18 protein-coding genes are annotated in these 16,998 nt (G+C 55.9%); 3 read left to right on the forward strand and 15 right to left on the reverse strand.

The genetic code is table 11. From position 1 onward, the window contains the following. Nucleotides 1–2,305 (forward strand): transcription-repair coupling factor (mfd, locus tag GYRE_RS21170; protein WP_038258196.1); only part of this gene is annotated, 2,305 nt, incomplete at its 5' end. A gap of 139 nt (nt 2,306–2,444) precedes the next feature. Beyond that, complete coding sequence (gene ldtC, locus GYRE_RS21175; RefSeq protein WP_038258199.1) at nt 2,445–3,410, forward strand: L,D-transpeptidase LdtC; 966 nt, start codon at nt 2,445–2,447, stop codon at nt 3,408–3,410. Nucleotides 3,411–3,509: 99 nt separating this feature from the next. Here the strand turns inward: ldtC and bhsA are convergent, their stop codons facing one another. Beyond that, on the reverse strand, nt 3,510–3,767 hold the full coding sequence (gene bhsA, locus GYRE_RS21180) for a multiple stress resistance protein BhsA (protein WP_006819505.1): 258 nt from the start codon (nt 3,765–3,767) through the stop codon (nt 3,510–3,512). A 247-nt stretch (nt 3,768–4,014) separates the two neighbouring features. On the opposite strand from bhsA, the gene GYRE_RS21185 reads away from it, so the two are divergent. Continuing rightward, a complete protein-coding gene (locus GYRE_RS21185; RefSeq protein ID WP_006819503.1) occupies nt 4,015–4,650 on the forward strand; it encodes a TetR/AcrR family transcriptional regulator in 636 nt (211 codons plus the stop codon). Between the two features lie 60 nt (nt 4,651–4,710). Here the strand turns inward: GYRE_RS21185 and GYRE_RS21190 are convergent, their stop codons facing one another. The 14 genes from GYRE_RS21190 to pabC all read right to left on the reverse strand — a co-directional run bounded on the left by GYRE_RS21190 (nt 4,711) and on the right by pabC (nt 16,992). After that, a complete protein-coding gene (locus tag GYRE_RS21190; protein WP_038258201.1) occupies nt 4,711–5,250 on the reverse strand; it encodes a glycine zipper 2TM domain-containing protein in 540 nt (179 codons plus the stop codon). Nucleotides 5,251–5,455: 205 nt separating this feature from the next. Beyond that, nucleotides 5,456–6,760 (reverse strand): NAD(P)/FAD-dependent oxidoreductase, encoded by a 1,305-nt coding sequence (locus tag GYRE_RS21195; RefSeq protein ID WP_038258203.1) that lies wholly within the window; start codon nt 6,758–6,760, stop codon nt 5,456–5,458. Nucleotides 6,761–6,996: 236 nt separating this feature from the next. Then, on the reverse strand, nt 6,997–7,539 hold the full coding sequence (gene ycfP, locus GYRE_RS21200; RefSeq protein ID WP_006819499.1) for an alpha/beta hydrolase YcfP: 543 nt from the start codon (nt 7,537–7,539) through the stop codon (nt 6,997–6,999). Nucleotides 7,540–7,577: 38 nt separating this feature from the next. Next, on the reverse strand, nt 7,578–8,603 hold the full coding sequence (nagZ, locus tag GYRE_RS21205; RefSeq protein WP_038258207.1) for a beta-N-acetylhexosaminidase: 1,026 nt from the start codon (nt 8,601–8,603) through the stop codon (nt 7,578–7,580). 11 nt (nt 8,604–8,614) lie between these two features. Then, on the reverse strand, nt 8,615–9,439 hold the full coding sequence (gene thiK, locus GYRE_RS21210) for a thiamine kinase (RefSeq protein WP_038258210.1): 825 nt from the start codon (nt 9,437–9,439) through the stop codon (nt 8,615–8,617). After that, nucleotides 9,420–10,052, reverse strand: coding sequence for a penicillin-binding protein activator LpoB (gene lpoB, locus GYRE_RS21215; protein ID WP_161615882.1), 633 nt, complete (start codon nt 10,050–10,052; stop codon nt 9,420–9,422). Before lpoB ends, thiK begins: the two co-directional genes overlap by 20 nt. Nucleotides 10,053–10,067: 15 nt before the next feature. Continuing rightward, nucleotides 10,068–10,448, reverse strand: a complete 381-nt coding sequence (locus tag GYRE_RS21220) for a YcfL family putative periplasmic lipoprotein (protein ID WP_038258213.1) — start codon at nt 10,446–10,448, stop codon at nt 10,068–10,070. 1 nt (nt 10,449) lies between these two features. Beyond that, the gene (hinT, locus tag GYRE_RS21225) at nt 10,450–10,809 is read right to left on the reverse strand and encodes a purine nucleoside phosphoramidase (protein ID WP_038258216.1); all 360 of its coding nucleotides are present in this window, start codon (nt 10,807–10,809) and stop codon (nt 10,450–10,452) included. Between the two features lie 180 nt (nt 10,810–10,989). Beyond that, the gene (ptsG, locus tag GYRE_RS21230) at nt 10,990–12,423 is read right to left on the reverse strand and encodes a PTS glucose transporter subunit IIBC (protein ID WP_038258219.1); all 1,434 of its coding nucleotides are present in this window, start codon (nt 12,421–12,423) and stop codon (nt 10,990–10,992) included. Nucleotides 12,424–12,722: 299 nt separating this feature from the next. Continuing rightward, nucleotides 12,723–13,517, reverse strand: a complete 795-nt coding sequence (locus GYRE_RS21235) for a metal-dependent hydrolase (protein WP_038258222.1) — start codon at nt 13,515–13,517, stop codon at nt 12,723–12,725. 11 nt (nt 13,518–13,528) lie between these two features. Next, nucleotides 13,529–14,530 (reverse strand): DNA polymerase III subunit delta', encoded by a 1,002-nt coding sequence (holB, locus tag GYRE_RS21240; RefSeq protein WP_038258225.1) that lies wholly within the window; start codon nt 14,528–14,530, stop codon nt 13,529–13,531. Next, a complete protein-coding gene (gene tmk, locus GYRE_RS21245; protein WP_006819489.1) occupies nt 14,527–15,168 on the reverse strand; it encodes a dTMP kinase in 642 nt (213 codons plus the stop codon). The genes holB and tmk overlap by 4 nt, the downstream gene beginning before the upstream one ends. Continuing rightward, complete coding sequence (yceG, locus tag GYRE_RS21250) at nt 15,158–16,180, reverse strand: cell division protein YceG (protein WP_038258228.1); 1,023 nt, start codon at nt 16,178–16,180, stop codon at nt 15,158–15,160. Before yceG ends, tmk begins: the two co-directional genes overlap by 11 nt. A 2-nt stretch (nt 16,181–16,182) precedes the next feature. Then, nucleotides 16,183–16,992, reverse strand: coding sequence for an aminodeoxychorismate lyase (gene pabC, locus GYRE_RS21255; protein WP_038258231.1), 810 nt, complete (start codon nt 16,990–16,992; stop codon nt 16,183–16,185). Between the last annotated feature and the right edge of the window lie 6 nt (nt 16,993–16,998).

The following is a 16,998-nucleotide window of genomic DNA, read 5'->3' on the forward strand; positions in this document are numbered from 1 at the left end:
CAGCGGCCCGGTGATTTTCTCGGTAGAGAGCGAAGGTCGTCGTGAGGCGCTCGGTGAGCTGTTGGCGCGCATTAAGCTCGCCCCGAAACGCATTCTGCGGCTCGAAGAGGCCACCGGCAACGGACGCTACCTGCTGCTGGGCTCCGCCGAGCATGGCTACATCGATACCCAACGCCAGCGGGCACTTATCTGCGAAAGCGACCTGCTGGGCGAACGCGTGGCGCGTCGTCGTCAGGACAGCCGCCGTACCATCAACCCGGATACCCTGATCCGTAACCTGGCCGAGCTGCACACAGGACAGCCGGTGGTGCATCTGGAGCACGGCGTCGGGCGCTATGCCGGACTGACCACGTTAGAAGCGGGCGGTATCAAGGGTGAGTATCTGATGCTGACCTACGCCGGCGATGCCAAACTGTACGTGCCGGTGTCGTCGCTGCACCTGATAAGCCGCTACGCCGGTGGCGCGGAAGACAACGCGCCGCTGCACAAACTTGGCAGCGACGCCTGGTCGCGGGCGCGGCAGAAAGCCGCCGAGAAAGTGCGTGACGTTGCCGCCGAGCTGCTCGACATCTATGCCCAACGCGCCGCCAAAACCGGTTTTGGCTTTAAGCACGATCGCGAACAGTACCAGCTTTTCTGCGACAGCTTCCCGTTTGAAACCACCCCGGATCAGGCCCAGGCCATTAACGCCGTGCTGAGCGACATGTGTCAGCCGCTGGCGATGGACAGACTGGTCTGTGGCGATGTGGGCTTCGGTAAAACCGAAGTGGCGATGCGCGCCGCCTTCCTCGCCGTGGAAAACAACAAACAGGTGGCAGTACTGGTGCCCACGACCCTGCTGGCACAGCAGCACTTTGACAACTTCCGTGACCGCTTCGCCAACTGGCCGGTGCGCATCGAAATGCTGTCGCGTTTTCGCAGTGCAAAAGAGCAAACCCAGATTCTGGAGCAGGCGTCCGTTGGCAAAATCGATATTCTGATTGGTACCCACAAACTCCTGCAAAGCGACGTGAAGTGGAAAGATCTCGGCCTGCTGATTGTCGACGAAGAACACCGCTTCGGCGTGCGCCATAAAGAGCGCATTAAAGCGATGCGCTCTGACGTGGATATCCTGACTCTCACCGCCACGCCAATTCCGCGCACCCTCAACATGGCGATGAGCGGTATGCGTGACCTTTCCATCATTGCTACGCCACCGGCGCGTCGTCTGGCGGTAAAAACCTTTGTTCGCGAGTACGACAATCTGGTAGTACGCGAGGCCATTCTGCGTGAAGTGCTGCGCGGTGGTCAGGTCTATTACCTGTTCAACGATGTGGAAAACATCCAGAAAGCGGCGGACCGGCTGGCCGAACTGGTGCCAGAGGCGCGAATTGCCATCGGTCACGGCCAGATGCGCGAACGCGAGCTGGAGCGGGTGATGAACGATTTCCACCACCAGCGTTTCAACGTGCTGGTGTGTACCACCATCATTGAAACCGGGATCGACATCCCGACCGCCAACACCATTATCATCGAGCGTGCCGACCACTTCGGTTTGGCGCAGCTCCACCAGCTGCGCGGACGCGTGGGCCGTTCGCACCACCAGGCCTACGCCTGGCTGCTGACCCCGCATCCGAAAGCGATGACCACCGATGCGCAAAAACGTCTTGAGGCCATTGCCTCACTGGAAGATTTAGGCGCCGGTTTTGCTCTCGCGACCCATGACCTTGAAATTCGCGGAGCCGGGGAACTGCTCGGCGAAGATCAAAGTGGTTCCATGGAGACCATCGGCTTCTCGCTGTATATGGAACTGCTCGAAAACGCCGTTGACGCACTGAAGGCGGGACGCGAGCCGTCGCTCGAAGATCTCACCAGCCAGCAAACTGAAGTGGAGCTGCGCATGCCGTCGCTGCTGCCGGACGACTTCATTCCGGACGTGAACACCCGTCTGTCGTTCTATAAGCGCATCGCCAGCGCCAAAAGTGAGAACGAGCTGGAAGAGATAAAAGTGGAGCTTATCGATCGCTTCGGCCTGCTGCCGGATGCTGCGCGCAATCTGCTCGACATCGCCCGCTTGCGCCAACAGGCGCAGAAGCTTGGGATCCGTAAGCTCGAAGGTAACGAAAAAGGTGGCGTGATTGAGTTCAACGAGAAGAACCACGTCAACCCGGCGTGGCTGATTGGCCTGCTGCAGAAACAACCGCAGCATTTCCGCCTCGATGGTCCGACGCGTCTTAAATTTATTCAGGAACTTGCTGAACGCAAAACCCGCATGGACTGGGTGCGCCAGTTCATGCGGCAGTTAGAAGAAAACGCCATCGCCTGACCCCTGCCCGGCGGCCATCCGCCGCCGGGTAGCGTTTCGCGCAATACTTTACAAACTCTTTGCAATCCCTCGAAACATAAAGACACGTGCTGACGCCATAATGGTGCTTTAACTTTAATCACCGCATGGATATTCAGTGATGATCAATATTTCGCGTTATTCGCGCTGGTTCAGCGGATTTGCGCTCGCCGCAACCGTGGCGCTCGCACTTCCTGCGCAGGCGAACACCTGGCCTCTCCCCCCTTCCGGCAGTCGTCTGGTCGGTGAAAACCGCATTCATGTCGTCGAGAATAACGGCGGCTCACTGGAGTCCATCGCCAAGAAATACAACGTCGGATTCCTTGCCCTGCTGCAGGCGAACCCGGGCGTTGACCCTTACGTCCCCCGTGCCGGGAGCGTGCTGACCATTCCGCTGCAAACGATCCTTCCCGACGAGCCGCGTCAGGGTATCGTTATTAACCTCGCGGAGCTGCGTCTGTACTACTACCCGCCGGGGAAAAATGAGGTCACCGTTTACCCGATTGGTATCGGCCAGCTGGGTGGCGACACTTTGACACCAACGATGGTGACAACGGTCTCTGACAAACGCGCCAACCCAACCTGGACGCCAACCGCCAACATCCGTGCCCGTTATAAAGCCCAGGGCATTGACCTGCCGGTGGTTGTGCCGGCCGGGCCGGACAACCCGATGGGCCACCATGCCATTCGCCTAGCGGCGTTCGGTGGCGTGTATCTGCTGCACGGTACCAACGCCGATTTCGGCATCGGTATGCGCGTAAGCTCCGGCTGTATCCGCCTGCGCGACGGCGATATCGAGACGTTATTCCGCGTTATTCAGCCGGGCACTAAGGTCAACATCATCAACACCCCGATTAAGGCCACGATAGAGCCCGGCGGTGAACGCCTGGTTGAAGTGCACCAGCCGCTGTCAAAACAGATTAATGACGATCCGCAGGTGCTGCCTATCACCCTCAACGTCGGGATGCAGCAATTTAAGGACAGCCCGCAGACCAACGCCGAGGTCATGAGCAAAGTGATGGAAGCACGCTCCGGCATGCCGGTTAACGTCACGCGTCATGCGGTGGCCACTGCGCAGCAAATGTAATCCTGATCTTAAGCCATGAAAAAAGCCCCGCTTCAGTGAAGCGGGGCTTTTTCCGTTTTATAGCAGTGGCAGTGCTATAGCATAAACAACGGGTAAAACTTATTTGTAGATAACCGCAGTCCCGTGCAGGTTGTTAGGACCGGTTACAGAGGTAATACGGAACGATTTTGCGCCCATCGCGTCAGCCTGCTGTGCCAGCTGATCTTCCAGAGAACCCAGGTTAGTCCCGGCAGTGGCGGAAATAGTCCCCACTTTATGTTGGTCAGCCGGAGTAGACTGAACTTCCACCGCAGCGAAGCTTGCGAATGACAGTGAACTCAGAACAGCAGCAGCGATAAGAGTTTTAACGTTTTTCATGATTTTATGACCTGTGCAGATGAATTTATTGGGTCGTTATGATTAACTTAACGATCGATAGACAAATCATAATGTGATCTACATCACACGTCAACATTATTTTATAACGATCGTTATAATAAATAAATTATCTATAATTTTCATGAGGATATGTTTTTATTTTTTTATGCAAAACAGCGCTGGTGACTGTTAAGAAATATTTTTATAATGATCTCTCACCACACCACCCACGAGGTACAACGGCACCATGACAACTGACGTTCAAAGTTGCACAAAAAAAAGCCGTGGCCGTCCGAAAGTGTTCGACAGGGAAGCGGCGCTCGACAAGGCCATGACACTCTTCTGGCAGCACGGCTATGAAGCCACATCGCTTGCCGATCTGGTTGAAGCGACCGGAGCGAAAGCCCCGACGCTGTACGCCGAATTTGTAAATAAAGAAGGGTTATTCCGCGCAGTACTCGACCGCTACATTTCGCGCTTTGCCGCGAAGCATGAAGCGCAGCTGTTTTGCGAAGAAAAATCGGTTGAACTGGCGTTGAAAGATTACTTCACCGCCGTCGCCACCTGCTTTAGCAGCAAAGAGACGCCAGCGGGCTGTTTTATGATTAACACCTCCGCGTCACTGGCAGCTTCCTCAAATGAGATTGCCAGAACGCTGAAATCGCGCCATGCGATGCAGGAGCAGACGCTGCAGCAGTTCCTGACCCAGCGTCAGCAGCGTGGAGAGATCCCGGCTGAAAAGGATATCAATGCCCTGGCGCAGTTCCTGAGCTGTATTCTGCAGGGGATGTCTATCAGCGCGCGTGAAGGTGCAAGCCTTGAGGTGTTGATGCAAATCACCAACACCACCCTGCGCCTGTGGCCGGAAATGCTGAAGCTCTGAGCATAAAAAAAGCCCCTCAGCCTGAGCGATTGAGGGGCTAAATATGAGAAAACTACTTTTTTAGACTTTGTTATTCAGAACCAGCTGACCATTCCCATCGAGCGGAATTTGCGTGCCAGGATCTTTATCCATACGGATTTTCCCCTGCTGGTCGCCAATCTTGTAGGTCACATCGTAACCCAGCATTTTTTCTGACTTGTCATAGACCGTCTTGCATCGCTGCTGCGTCGTGGTATAGGTGTCGTTGTCCTGCATCGCGCCCTGCACCTGGTTACCGGCATATCCGCCACCCAGTGCACCGACTACGGTTGCAACATCACGACCACGACCACCGCCGAACTGGTGACCAATCACCCCACCCGCCACGGCACCCAGCACGGAGCCAGCGATACGATTCTCATCCTGCACCGGGCGACGATGGGTCACCGCTACGTTGCGGCACTCCTGGCGTGGCGTTTTCACGGTTTCTTTAATCGGTTTTGATGAAACTACCTGTGCGTACTGCGGACCACGTTCAAAAACGTTCAGACTGGCAACGGCGGCCACGCCCAACGCGGCTGCTACGCCAATCCCTATACCCGCTAACATTGATTTATTCACGGGAGTTCCTCCTTCTGTTGCTGTTATAAACAATTTTGCAGGCAGAAGTGGGGACAGGCAAATCAGACAGGGGATGAAAAGTGCGGGATCGTCCGGCAAATCGCGCTGATTCGGAAGACTCTTAAGCGATAACGCCATTAATCCGACGGATATGCTGCGAAGAAGCGGACCCGGGAAATCCCGGATCCGCCCTGAGAGGTCAAACTTAGTGCAGTTTCAGACGCGGACGGATCACACGGTTGATACTGCCAACCAGCATCATCAGGCCGGTTTTGAAGTAACCATGCAGCGCAATCTGGTGCATACGGTACAAAGAGATGTACACCATACGCGCGATACGCCCTTCCACCATCATCGAGCCGCGCATCAGGTTACCCATCAGGCTACCAACGGTGGAGTAGTTAGAGAGCGATACCAGAGAGCCGTGGTCTTTATATGCATACGGCTTCAGCGCTTTGCCCTTCATCTGCGCCAGAATATTGTTCAGCGCGCAGGTCGCCATCTGGTGGGCTGCCTGAGCACGCGGAGGCACAAAACCGCCTTCCGGACGCGCGCAGGAGGCGCAGTCGCCGATGGCGTAGATATCCGCATCGCGTGTGGTCTGCAGCGTTGGCTCCACCACCAGCTGGTTGATACGGTTGGTCTCAAGACCGCCTATCTCTTTCATGAAGTCTGGCGCTTTGATCCCTGCCGCCCAGACCATCAGATCCGCTTTGATGTATTCGCCGTCTTTGGTGTGCAGACCGCCTTCGTCGGCGCTGGTCACCATGGTCTGAGTCAGTACGCGAACACCCATTTTGGTGAGTTCGTTATGCGCTGCGCCGGAAATACGCGGCGGCAGTGCAGGTAAAATACGTTCCCCGGCTTCCACCAGCGTGACGTTCAGCGCTTCGTTGGTCAGCCCTTTGTAGCCGTAGCTGTGCAGCTGTTTTACCGCGTTATGCAGTTCAGCAGACAGCTCGACGCCGGTCGCCCCACCGCCAACGATGGCAATATTCACTTTGCCGTTGGCTCCCAAATTACTGGAGTGTTTCAGGAACAGATTCAGCATTTCCTGGTGGAAACGGCGCGCCTGATGCGGGTTATCGAGGAAGATGCAGTTCTCTTTCACGCCCGGGGTGTTGAAATCGTTTGAGGTACTGCCCAGCGCCATCACCAGCGTGTCGTACGGCAGCTTACGCTCCGGTACCAGCAGCTCACCTTTACTGTCGCGGATCTCTGCCAGGGTGATCGTTTTGCTTTCGCGGTTGATGTCCATCACGGAACCCAGCTGGAACTGGAAGTGATGGTTGCGCGCATGCGCCAGATAGCTTAACGCGTCTACACCTTCGTCCAGTGAACCGGTTGCCACTTCATGCAGCAATGGTTTCCACAGATGACTGTGGTTGCGATCTACCAGCGTAATCTTCGCCTTTTTGCCACGGCCGAGCTTTCTTCCCAGTTGGGTAGCAAGCTCCAGTCCACCAGCACCGCCGCCGACAATCACTATTTTTTTCAATGGCGTAGTCACGTGACCCCCTCAAAATATTAACCAATTGTTAATTAAAAGTTATTAAAATAGCCTTTAATTAACAACAAGTTACCTACGCGAAACCATTCAGCAGCACGGAGAATAACACGCCAGGTGCATTGGTCATACCAAAATTGATGTGAATCAAGTTTTACCGCTGCAAAGTTGAGCAAGTATAGCGTTTTGAGGGAGAAAACGAGGGCCCGGCAGATGACGTCTACCGGGCGGAGGGCCTGTCAGCCCAGGGTTTTGAAGGCTTTAATGCGTTGCAGGTGCGGCGAGATATTCTTGAATTTATGGGTCTGCTCTTCGTCCCAGATTATCTCGTAGTAGTGATGCAGCAGTTCTGCCGAACGTTGGCTGTTGAGCGCTTCATCCTGACGGGAGAGGATCACCAGGCAGCGGTCACGATTTTTCTCGCGAAAGTTGTTCACACACTTGGTGGCAATATCCGCATACTCTTCCGGACGATCGATTTTGCCTTCCATATTTTCATTCGGGTACAGGTTTGGGTTAAACATCACCTGGCGAATGTCACAGAGAAAACCGATGCGTTCTGCCCAATAGCCGCCTAAACCAACGCCGCAGATCAACGGGCGATCGTCCACGTTAAGCTGGAGCATTTTGTCGACTTCTTTCAGAAGGTGTTGCATATCATGCTTGGGATGGCGCGTGCTGTAGCTTATCAGGCGCACATCCGGGTCGATAAACTGCAGTTGCAGCACTTTCTCATGATTGCCCGGGCTGTTTGAATCAAAACCGTGTAAATAAATAATCATCACGTCCTCACAACACTTCCGATCCCGATGCGGGAGAATTAACGATCCGCTTTTTGCTCCTGCCAGCGTTCGTGCAGCTGCTCCAGCTGAGCGTTGACCGTCTTCCAGCGCGCTGACTCCATGAGCGTCTGACGCGTCAATGAACCGCTATGATACAATTTCGTAACACGCTCAGTTTTGATCGGCGACAGATTATCCAGCACACTCACGGCACCTTTACGATTATTACAGACCAGAATCATATCGCAACCTGCGTCCAGCGATGCCTGGCCACGCTCGGCGTAGCTGCCCATAATCGCCGCCCCTTCCATCGACAAGTCGTCAGAGAAAATCACACCGTTAAAGCCCAGCTCTCCACGCAGCACCGTTTTCAGCCAGTGGGCTGAACCGCTGGCCGGACGTGGGTCAACGTCGCTGTAAATAACGTGCGCCGGCATGATGGCATCAAGACGATGCTCGTCGACCAGGGTGCGGAAGACCGACAGATCTTTGGCGCGAATTTCTGCCTCAGGCCGCGGGTCGCGAGGGGTCTCTTTGTGCGAATCCGCCGTTACCGCACCGTGCCCAGGGAAATGTTTCCCGGTGGTTTTCATCCCCGCCTGGTGCATACCGTCAATCACCTGACGTGCCATTGCCAGCGCCTTAGTCGGGTCTGCATGGTATGAGCGCTCACCGATTGCGGCGCTGATATGGCCGACGTCAAGCACCGGCGCAAAGCTGATATCAATATCCATGGCAATCATCTCGCTTGCCATCAGCCAGCCCGCCTCGTGAGCGAGCTTGCCACCCTCTTCCATTCCAAGCAGTGCGGCAAACGACTGGGCCGCCGGTAAACGGGTAAACCCTTCGCGGAAACGCTGTACGCGTCCGCCTTCCTGATCAACCGCCACCACCAGCCGGTGGTGTGAGGCAGCACGGATCTGGCGAACCAGCTCACGCAGCTGCTCGGGGTCATGATAGTTGCGGGCAAACAGAATCAGGCCGCCTACCAGCGGATGCGCCAGGATCTCGCGCTCTTCCGCATCCAGTTCATAGCCTTTCACATCCAACATTACTGGACCCACACTGACCTCTCTTATCCATTTTTCTTAAGCTGGCACCAGGTTTCATTGGCCAGCGTGATAAATTGTTGTTCGCCGGTTTGCTGCCAGCGGCATTCGAACCAGCCGGCCATCAGCATCAGCACCCAGGGGCGCCAGCGCCGTACCTGCAGCCACAAACCGTCAACGTCCATTTTTGCCTGCCGGGCGTATTCGTTCACCAGACTTTGGCGTTGGGCTTCGTCTTCCAGCCAGACGGCTGCGAGCTCAAGCGCCACGTCGCCGTCCCCGGCGTACTCCCAGTCAATCAAACGCAGCCCGTTTTGGGTGTGCACCAGATTTCCGGCATGAATATCCATGTGCAGCGGCGCAAGGCGCAACGGCACCGGCTCGCCATGACGGGAAAGCCTCTGTAGCCGGGAGAGCCAGAACGGCGTGCGCCGTGACGGTGAACTGTGCTGCCAGTACCGTTGCAGCAAGGGCGTTAGCGCTATCCGCCAGCCAAACCGCGGCTGCTGATGCAGATAATACAGCAATGCTGCCAGTTTACGCTCTTCCGGCAGCTCGGTTTTCATTTCGCCGTCGATGTAGTCCACCGCCATCCAGCCCGGCGTGTAAAAACGCGGCGGCGGGGCCAGGTCGACAGGAAGCTGATTGAGGGCGTGATACTGCCTGAGAAAGTGCGATTCAGCGTCGTGGGGATCGTGATGCTGGCGCAGCACCAGACGTTGTGCGCCGTTTTCAATGATGCAGCTGCTGCCGCTGAGCCCGGTTACGGTGAGCTCTGCGGCAGGCTGATAGTCGGGGAAATAGCGTGACAGTACTTCGTCACGCGTCAGCTTACTGTTGTTGAACCGCACCTTTGCCCGACCAGATAATCTCGCCAGTCTGGACCAGCATCAGTTGCATTTGCAGCAGCGGTGAATTGACGTTACCGGTAGCGCTGGAGTACAGCACAAACTGTGCACCCACGTTGCGGGCAATACCCATCGCTTTGCTGCGGGAACCCAGGCTGTCCTGCGGAGAAAGACCCAGCTGTTGTTTCGCAACGGCAAGCTGCTGTGAAGAAACCAGGGTGAACTTACCGTTGCCTGCCAGCGCATTGCGCAGCGCCGTGGTGGCCTCGCCCGCGTTCAGAGAGCCGTTAGTACGATTGTTCACGCTGTCGACCAGCAGAATGCTTCCGGCGGTAACCCCTTCAGACTGCAGCATCTTGCCCACCATCGGCTGCACGGCGCCGTTCCAGTCATAATGACGAACGCGCGGCGCGGGCTGGCTGGTTTGATCCGGCGTTTCAATCGGACCTGGCTGTTGCGGAACGGTCGGTACCGTAGGAACCGTCGGCACCGGCTGCGGCTGCGCCGGTTGCTCGGTACCCGGTTTTGCCTCTTCGACCGGAGCCGGTTGTTCTCGTTGCCCCACACACCCTGACAGGAAGACTGCCAGAGCCGCGAGTAACGCATAACGACTCAATTTAAGCATTGCGGTTTACCCCTTAAGATAAAGATAAAGTCGGACCTTATGGGCACCCAGGCTGTTTGCCGTACCGTACAGCGTGACCGAACTGTTTGCCGGTACGGTTACGCTACGCGGGGCTTCCAGCGGATGCATTTCCAGTCCTCTGGCGTCATACCAGTAAAAACGATAATAAAGCGTGACCGGGACGCGACGTTCGTTGAACAGAACGGATGACGCCGTCGCCTGAATTTCTGAGGTAGTCAGTTCCGGTTTTTCTGCGCTGATCCCCGCCGCCAGGACGTTCGATTCCATCACCAGCGTTTGCTGTTCGCCGAACGGAATTTCCGGGTGTGAACCACAGCCCGCCAGCACCAGCGCCGCCAGTAAAAGGGTAAAACGCCCTGCTCGCATCTTAGTGTTCCTTGTGTGCCAGCATCGGACCTAAAGGACGACCGCCCAGCAGGTGCATATGGATATGATAGACCTCCTGACCGCCATGGCGATTACAGTTGACGATCAGACGGTAGCCATCCTGCGCAATGCCTTCCTGCTCTGCGATTTTTGCCGCCACGGTGAGCATGCGGCCCAACGCCAGCTCGTGCTCGGCGGTCACGTCGTTGACGGTCGGGATCAGGATGTTAGGGATTATCAGAATGTGGGTCGGTGCCTGGGGAGAGATATCGCGAAATGCGGTAACCAGTTCGTCCTGATAAACAATATCCGAGGGGATTTCGCGACGGATGATTTTGCTGAAAATCGTTTCTTCTGCCATGACCCATTCCTTTTCTAATTTCTTTTTACCGTACGGTAAGTTGTGCACAGAATTCAACGTAAGAGTATGAGCGACTACCCCCCTGCGTTTCAACCCACTTACCGCATTTCTTATCCGTGCCGACCGCAAATGTAAAAAAGGCAGCCATTCGGCTGCCTTAGTCTCCCCACACTATCTTGCTTAGTGGTTGCGGATGTACTCATCCATTTCGGTTTTCAGGTTATCGGATTTAGTCCCGAAAATTGCCTGAACGCCAGAACCTGCAACCACCACGCCCGCCGCACCCAGTTTCTTCAGGCCAGCCTGATCCACTTTCGCCACATCGGCAACGCTTACGCGCAGACGAGTGATACATGCGTCGAGGTTAGTAATGTTTTCTTTACCACCGAACGCTGCCACCAGGGACGGCGCCATTTCGCTGGTCGCGCCCGCTTTGGTGTCTTCGGTCGTATCTTCACGACCCGGCGTTTTCAGGTCCAGCGCTTTGATAAGCACGCGGAAGATGGTGTAGTAAACCACGGCATAGCACGCACCGACGATCGGGAACAGCCACAGTTTGCTGCTGTTACCGGACAGCACGATGAAGTCGATCAGGCCGTGAGAGAAGGACGTACCGTCACGCATACCCAGCAGAATACAGATTGGGAATGCCAGACCTGCCAGAATCGCGTGGATGATGTACAGGATCGGTGCCACGAACATGAAGGAGAATTCGATTGGCTCGGTGATACCGGTCAGGAACGAGGTCAGCGCTGCGGAGATCATGATCCCGCCCACTTTCGCGCGGTTTTCCGGTTTTGCAGAGTGCCAGATGGCAATCGCGGCAGCCGGCAGACCGTACATTTTGAACAGGAAGCCGCCAGACAGTTTACCTGCAGTCGGGTCACCCGCCATGTAACGTGGGATATCGCCGTGGAATACCTGACCCGCGGCGTTGGTGTATTCACCAATCTGCATCTGGAAAGGAACGTTCCAGATGTGGTGCAGACCAAACGGTACCAGGCAGCGTTCAATGAAGCCGTAGATACCGAACGCGACAACCGGGTTCTGGTATGCAGCCCACTGAGAGAAGGTCTGGATAGCAGTACCAATCGGTGGCCAGATGAAGGACAGGATCACACCCGTGAAGATTGCCGCCAGACCTGAGATGATCGGTACAAAGCGCTTGCCCGCGAAGAAGCCCAGGTATTCTGGCAGCTTAATGCGATAGAAGCGGTTGAACATGTAGGCTGCGATGGCACCAGAGATGATACCGCCGAGAACACCGGTATCAGCCAGGTGCTTTGCAGCGATCTCTTCTGCAGGTAAATGCAGTACCAGCGGCGCGACAACCGCCATGGTTTTCACCATGATGCCATAGGCAACCACGGCTGCCAGCGCAGAAACGCCGTCGTTATTGGTAAAGCCAAGTGCGACACCAATAGCGAAGATAAGCGGCATGTTAGCAAAAACAGAACCGCCCGCTTCTGCCATCACGTGGGAAACCACGGTTGGCAGCCAGCTGAAGTTTGCAGAACCGACGCCCAGCAGGATACCTGCGATAGGCAGTACGGATACTGGCAGCATCAGCGATTTACCGACCTTCTGCAGGTTAGCAAATGCATTCTTAAACATAATTGAGAGTGCTCCTGAGTATTTAGATCTTTTTTTACGTTTTCACGCATTGGCGAGGGGGGAGAACCCCGCCGTGGACAGGACATCTAAGCGCCCTTTATTTATTACACAGAGTAAAATAAATCAGTTTCCGTTTGTTTGACGGCTATCACGTTTCAATCAGCAACTAGCGAGAAACTTGCGTTTCTTTACATAAGTGGTGTCAATTTGTTTCAAAAAAACCATTCACCGCCACTTATGTGGCGGGGAACTGTACTCGGTTTGAGTATTAATTACGAGCTTTAAAATAAGCTGCGAAATCAGGCGTCTTGCAGGCGGGAGGGGTTGATATGGAACAGGCGGGCGAAGTTTTCGGTGGTCTGCTGCGCCAGCTGTTCAACCGATACACCTTTCAGAACGGCCATATACTCAGCAACATCCCGCGTCATTGCAGGCTGGTTCTCTTTACCGCGATGCGGCACCGGCGCCAGGTACGGGGAGTCCGTTTCCACCAGGATCCTGTCGAGCGGTACATAGCGCGCGGCATCACGCAATTGTTCCGCATTACGGAAGGTCACAATGCCGGAAAAAGAGATATAAAACCCAAGATCCAGCAGTTTACCCGCCGTTTCTTTGTCCTCTGTGAAACAGTGTAGTACGCCGCCACAATCCGTCACCTTTTCTTCCCGCAGGATAGCCAGCGTATCTTCACGGGCGTCACGGGTATGCACGATCACCGGCTTGTTAAGCTCGCGACCAATGCGGATGTGATGACGGAAGGACTCCTGCTGCTGCGCTTTAGTTTCCGGGGTGTAAAAATAGTCCAGCCCGGTTTCGCCCAGGGCAACGACGCCCTCTTCTGCCGCCATGCGGCGCAGATCTTCCACGGCGTAGGTTTCATCCTGATTCAGCGGATGAACCCCGCAGGAAAAGACGACGTTATCGCGAACGCCAACCAGCTCGCGCATGCTCCGGTAGCCGGGAAGCGTAGTCGCAACGGCAAGACAGAATTTCACATCGCGGGCGGCGGCTTTTGCCAGCACGTCATCGACGTTTTTATGCAGGGATTGATAATCCAGGCCATCGAGATGGCAGTGTGAGTCGACTAAAAACATTGAGCTCTCTCTCAGAAGTGAGATACGGGAAGCGGTGTTCCCGGTTGCAGGTAGTGCTCCCAGCGCAGCAGGCGCTCGGTCAGCATCAGTTCCCGGTTAAGTCCGGTTACGCTAAGAAGCTGCTCGCGGCACTCGCAGGCGTCGTGAGCGATGGCCTGAAGCCGGGCGGCAGACCACGTGCGGGCCAGCCTTTCGCACAGCGTCCAGGCGTCCACGTTGGTCACGATGGTGATTCGCTGTTGGATTTTCAGCGCATCGAGTAACAGCGTCGCGAACCAGTGCAGGCGCATGGTCGCATCGTCATGATTGAGGGCCGGTAGCAGCGACAGCCAGTCGTGGCTGTTAAGCGCCGCATCAAGCTGCTGACACAGTTGCTGACGAGCGCTCCAGTGCTGTTGCAGTAACTCCAGCGCCGCCGCTGGGGCGCTGCCGCTCAGACGCAGCGCAGTGAGGATCGCATCATGTGACACCGTCACTTCCCGTTCAAGCCAGCTCGCCGCCCAGTTTTCAGCAGGTGGAGCCAGATGATGTAACCGGCAACGGCTTCTTAATGTTGCCAGTAAACGCTCCGGCTCTTCACAGGCGAGGAAGAACCAGGTGTTCTCCGGCGGCTCCTCCAGCGTTTTAAGCAGCGCATTGGCCGCCGCATCGGTAAGCCAGGCGGCATTGCCTATCCAGACAACCTTCGCCCCGCCGAGACGGGCGTGTTCATACAGCTTTTCCGTGACGCTGCGCACAGCATCAATGCCCAGCGAGCTTTTGCCCTTCTCCGGCAGCAGATGATAATAGTCAGGATGCGTTCCCGCCTGCATCAGCTGACAGCTGTGGCACTGGCCGCAGCTTTTATGACCGTCCGGCTGGCGGCACATCAGCCAGCGAGTCAGCGCATAGATAAGCGCATCTTCCCCCATACCGGGCAGCGCCTGAACCAGTAACGCATGGTGTCCACGACCGGCCTGATAGCTGGTAATCAGCTGCTCAAAGTGCGGACGTAACCACGGATACCATTTCATGCGCGCTGCTCCTCCACCCAAAGGGTGACGGTATCGCGAATATCCTGCATTACTTTTTCCAGCGGCTGGGTCGCGTCGATGGTACGAATGCTGTTGTCCTGCGCGGCAAGCTCAAGGTAACGGGCGCGGGTACGGTTGAAGAAGTCCAGCGACTCCTGTTCAATGCGATCCAGATCGCCACGCGCCCGGGCACGTTTGAGACCCACTTCTGGCGTCACGTCGAGATACAGGGTCAGGTTTGGGCGAAAATCCCCCAGCACGGCGTCGCGCAGGGTGGCAAGCATATGCTGGTCGATACCCCGTCCGCCGCCCTGATAGGCCTGAGTCGAGAGGTCATGGCGATCGCCAATAACCCACTGGCCGTTGGCCAGCGCCGGTTTGATGACGGTTTCGACCAGCTGTACGCGCGCGGCGTAAAACATCAGGACTTCGGCCTTATCGCTAATCACTTCATCGCCCACCGAGCGGATGTCGAGCACCAGGCTGCGCAATTTCTCGGCCAGAATGGTGCCGCCCGGCTCACGGGTGAATACCAGATCGCGAATGCCCAGCTGCTCAAGCGTCGCCACGACCGTATCACGTGCCGTAGTTTTACCTGCCCCTTCCAGTCCCTCGATGACGATGTAGTTACTGCCCATTTTTTTCCTTAAGTACTTTCAGGTAATCCTGCACTGACCGGTTATGGCTGGCGAGATTGGTGTTAAACGTGTGGCCGCCTTTACCGTCAGCCACAAAATAAAGATACGGCGTCTTCGCCGGATGCGCTGCCGCGTTCAATGAGGCCTCGCCTGGCGTGGCGATAGGTCCTGGCGGCAGCCCGGTTATCGAATAGGTATTGTACTTCGTCGGCGTTTCCAGATCCTTGCGCGACAGCTTGCCATTATAGCTTGTCCCCATGCCGTAAATCACGGTGGGATCGGTCTGCAGACGCATGCCGATGCGCAGGCGGTTAATAAACACCGACGCAACCCGGTCACGTTCGCTGGCAACGGCGGTCTCTTTTTCAATGATCGACGCCATCGCGACCAGCTGGTTTTGGTCCTGATATGGCAGGTTATCCATCCGCCCTTCCCAGGCCTGGTCTACCGCTTTGACCATCTTCTGGTGCGCGCGTTTGAGGATCGCCACATCGCTGGTGTTGGCGGTATACATCCAGGTATCAGGCCAGAACCAGCCTTCCACCCAGTCCGGATGTTCAAGCTTCAGCGCTTGCGCAACCGTCGCATAGCTGTCGTCTTTCAGGGTGTGCTTAATGTAAGGCGCTTCTCTCAGCTGCTTCAGATAATCACTAAGACGCATACCCTCGACAAAGCGCAGCGGGAACTGAGCTTCTTTACCGCTGGCCAGCAGTTGCAGCATGTCGCGCACGGTCATCTCAGGCGTAAAACGGTAGGTCCCGGCCTTGAAATGCGACAGATCTGGTTCAATACGCAGCAGCCACTGGAACACGCGCGGACGGTTAATAACCTTATCCTGATACAGCTGTTCACCCAGCGCCATGCGCCCGGTGCCCGCTTTAAGGGTAAAAATCGTCTCTTCTTTAATCAGTATCGGACTGTCCGCCAGTTGGCGAACCTTCCACATCCCCACGCCTGCGGCAATCGCCAGGACCAGCAGCACTAACAGGACGAAACGTAACATTTTTTTCATGACTAAACGGATGACTCACAACGTGGGGCCAAAAATTCAAACAGTTCATGCGACAGATAGCGAACGTCACCAAACGTATTCACCGGAACAATGGGCATCAATGCATTGCAGATACAGACCTCATCTGCCTGCCTGACCGCCTCAATACGTGCATGAACTTCGACAACGCGGTAACGACTTTGTGCCAGCTGCGCCAGACAATGCTGACGCATGATACCGTTAACGCCCGCCTGATCGAGACGCGGCGTAAATACCGTATCGCCCGCTCGCCAGAACACATTAGCGGCACAGCATTCCGTAACCCACCCGTCGCTGTCAAGAACCAGCGCTTCGTCGGCGTCCGTCTGTTCAAGATGCGCGCGGATCAGCACCTGCTCAAGACGATTGAGATGCTTAAGACCTGCCAGTAGCGGATTGCGGCCAACCTGCACCGGGCTTAACGCAAGCGTAATCCCCTCCTCCTGCCAGCGGGAATAGTGCGCAGGTGCCGGAGAGGTAGACAGAATACGGGAAGGTAACAGACATGAGGATGGGCTGTAGCCCCGCCCACCGCTGCCGCGGGTAATAATGACTTTGAGCACGCCATCACGCTGGTGTAACGCCAGTTCGCGCATCTCCTGACGCAGAATTGCGTTATCGGTGAAGGGGATCATGAGCGCACGGCAGGTGTTCTCCAGTCGCTGCAAATGCATTTCGAGGAATTCGACGCTGCCGTTGTGGATCTTCGCGGTGGTAAAACAGCCGTCGCCGAACTGAACGGCGCGATCGTTTGCCGCAAGAGAGTCCTGTTCCGTACCATTAATCAAGAACATAGGGGC

It is taken from the genome of Yokenella regensburgei ATCC 49455 (genome assembly GCF_000735455.1).
In the GTDB taxonomy this organism is placed as follows: Bacteria; Pseudomonadota; Gammaproteobacteria; order Enterobacterales; family Enterobacteriaceae; genus Yokenella; species Yokenella regensburgei.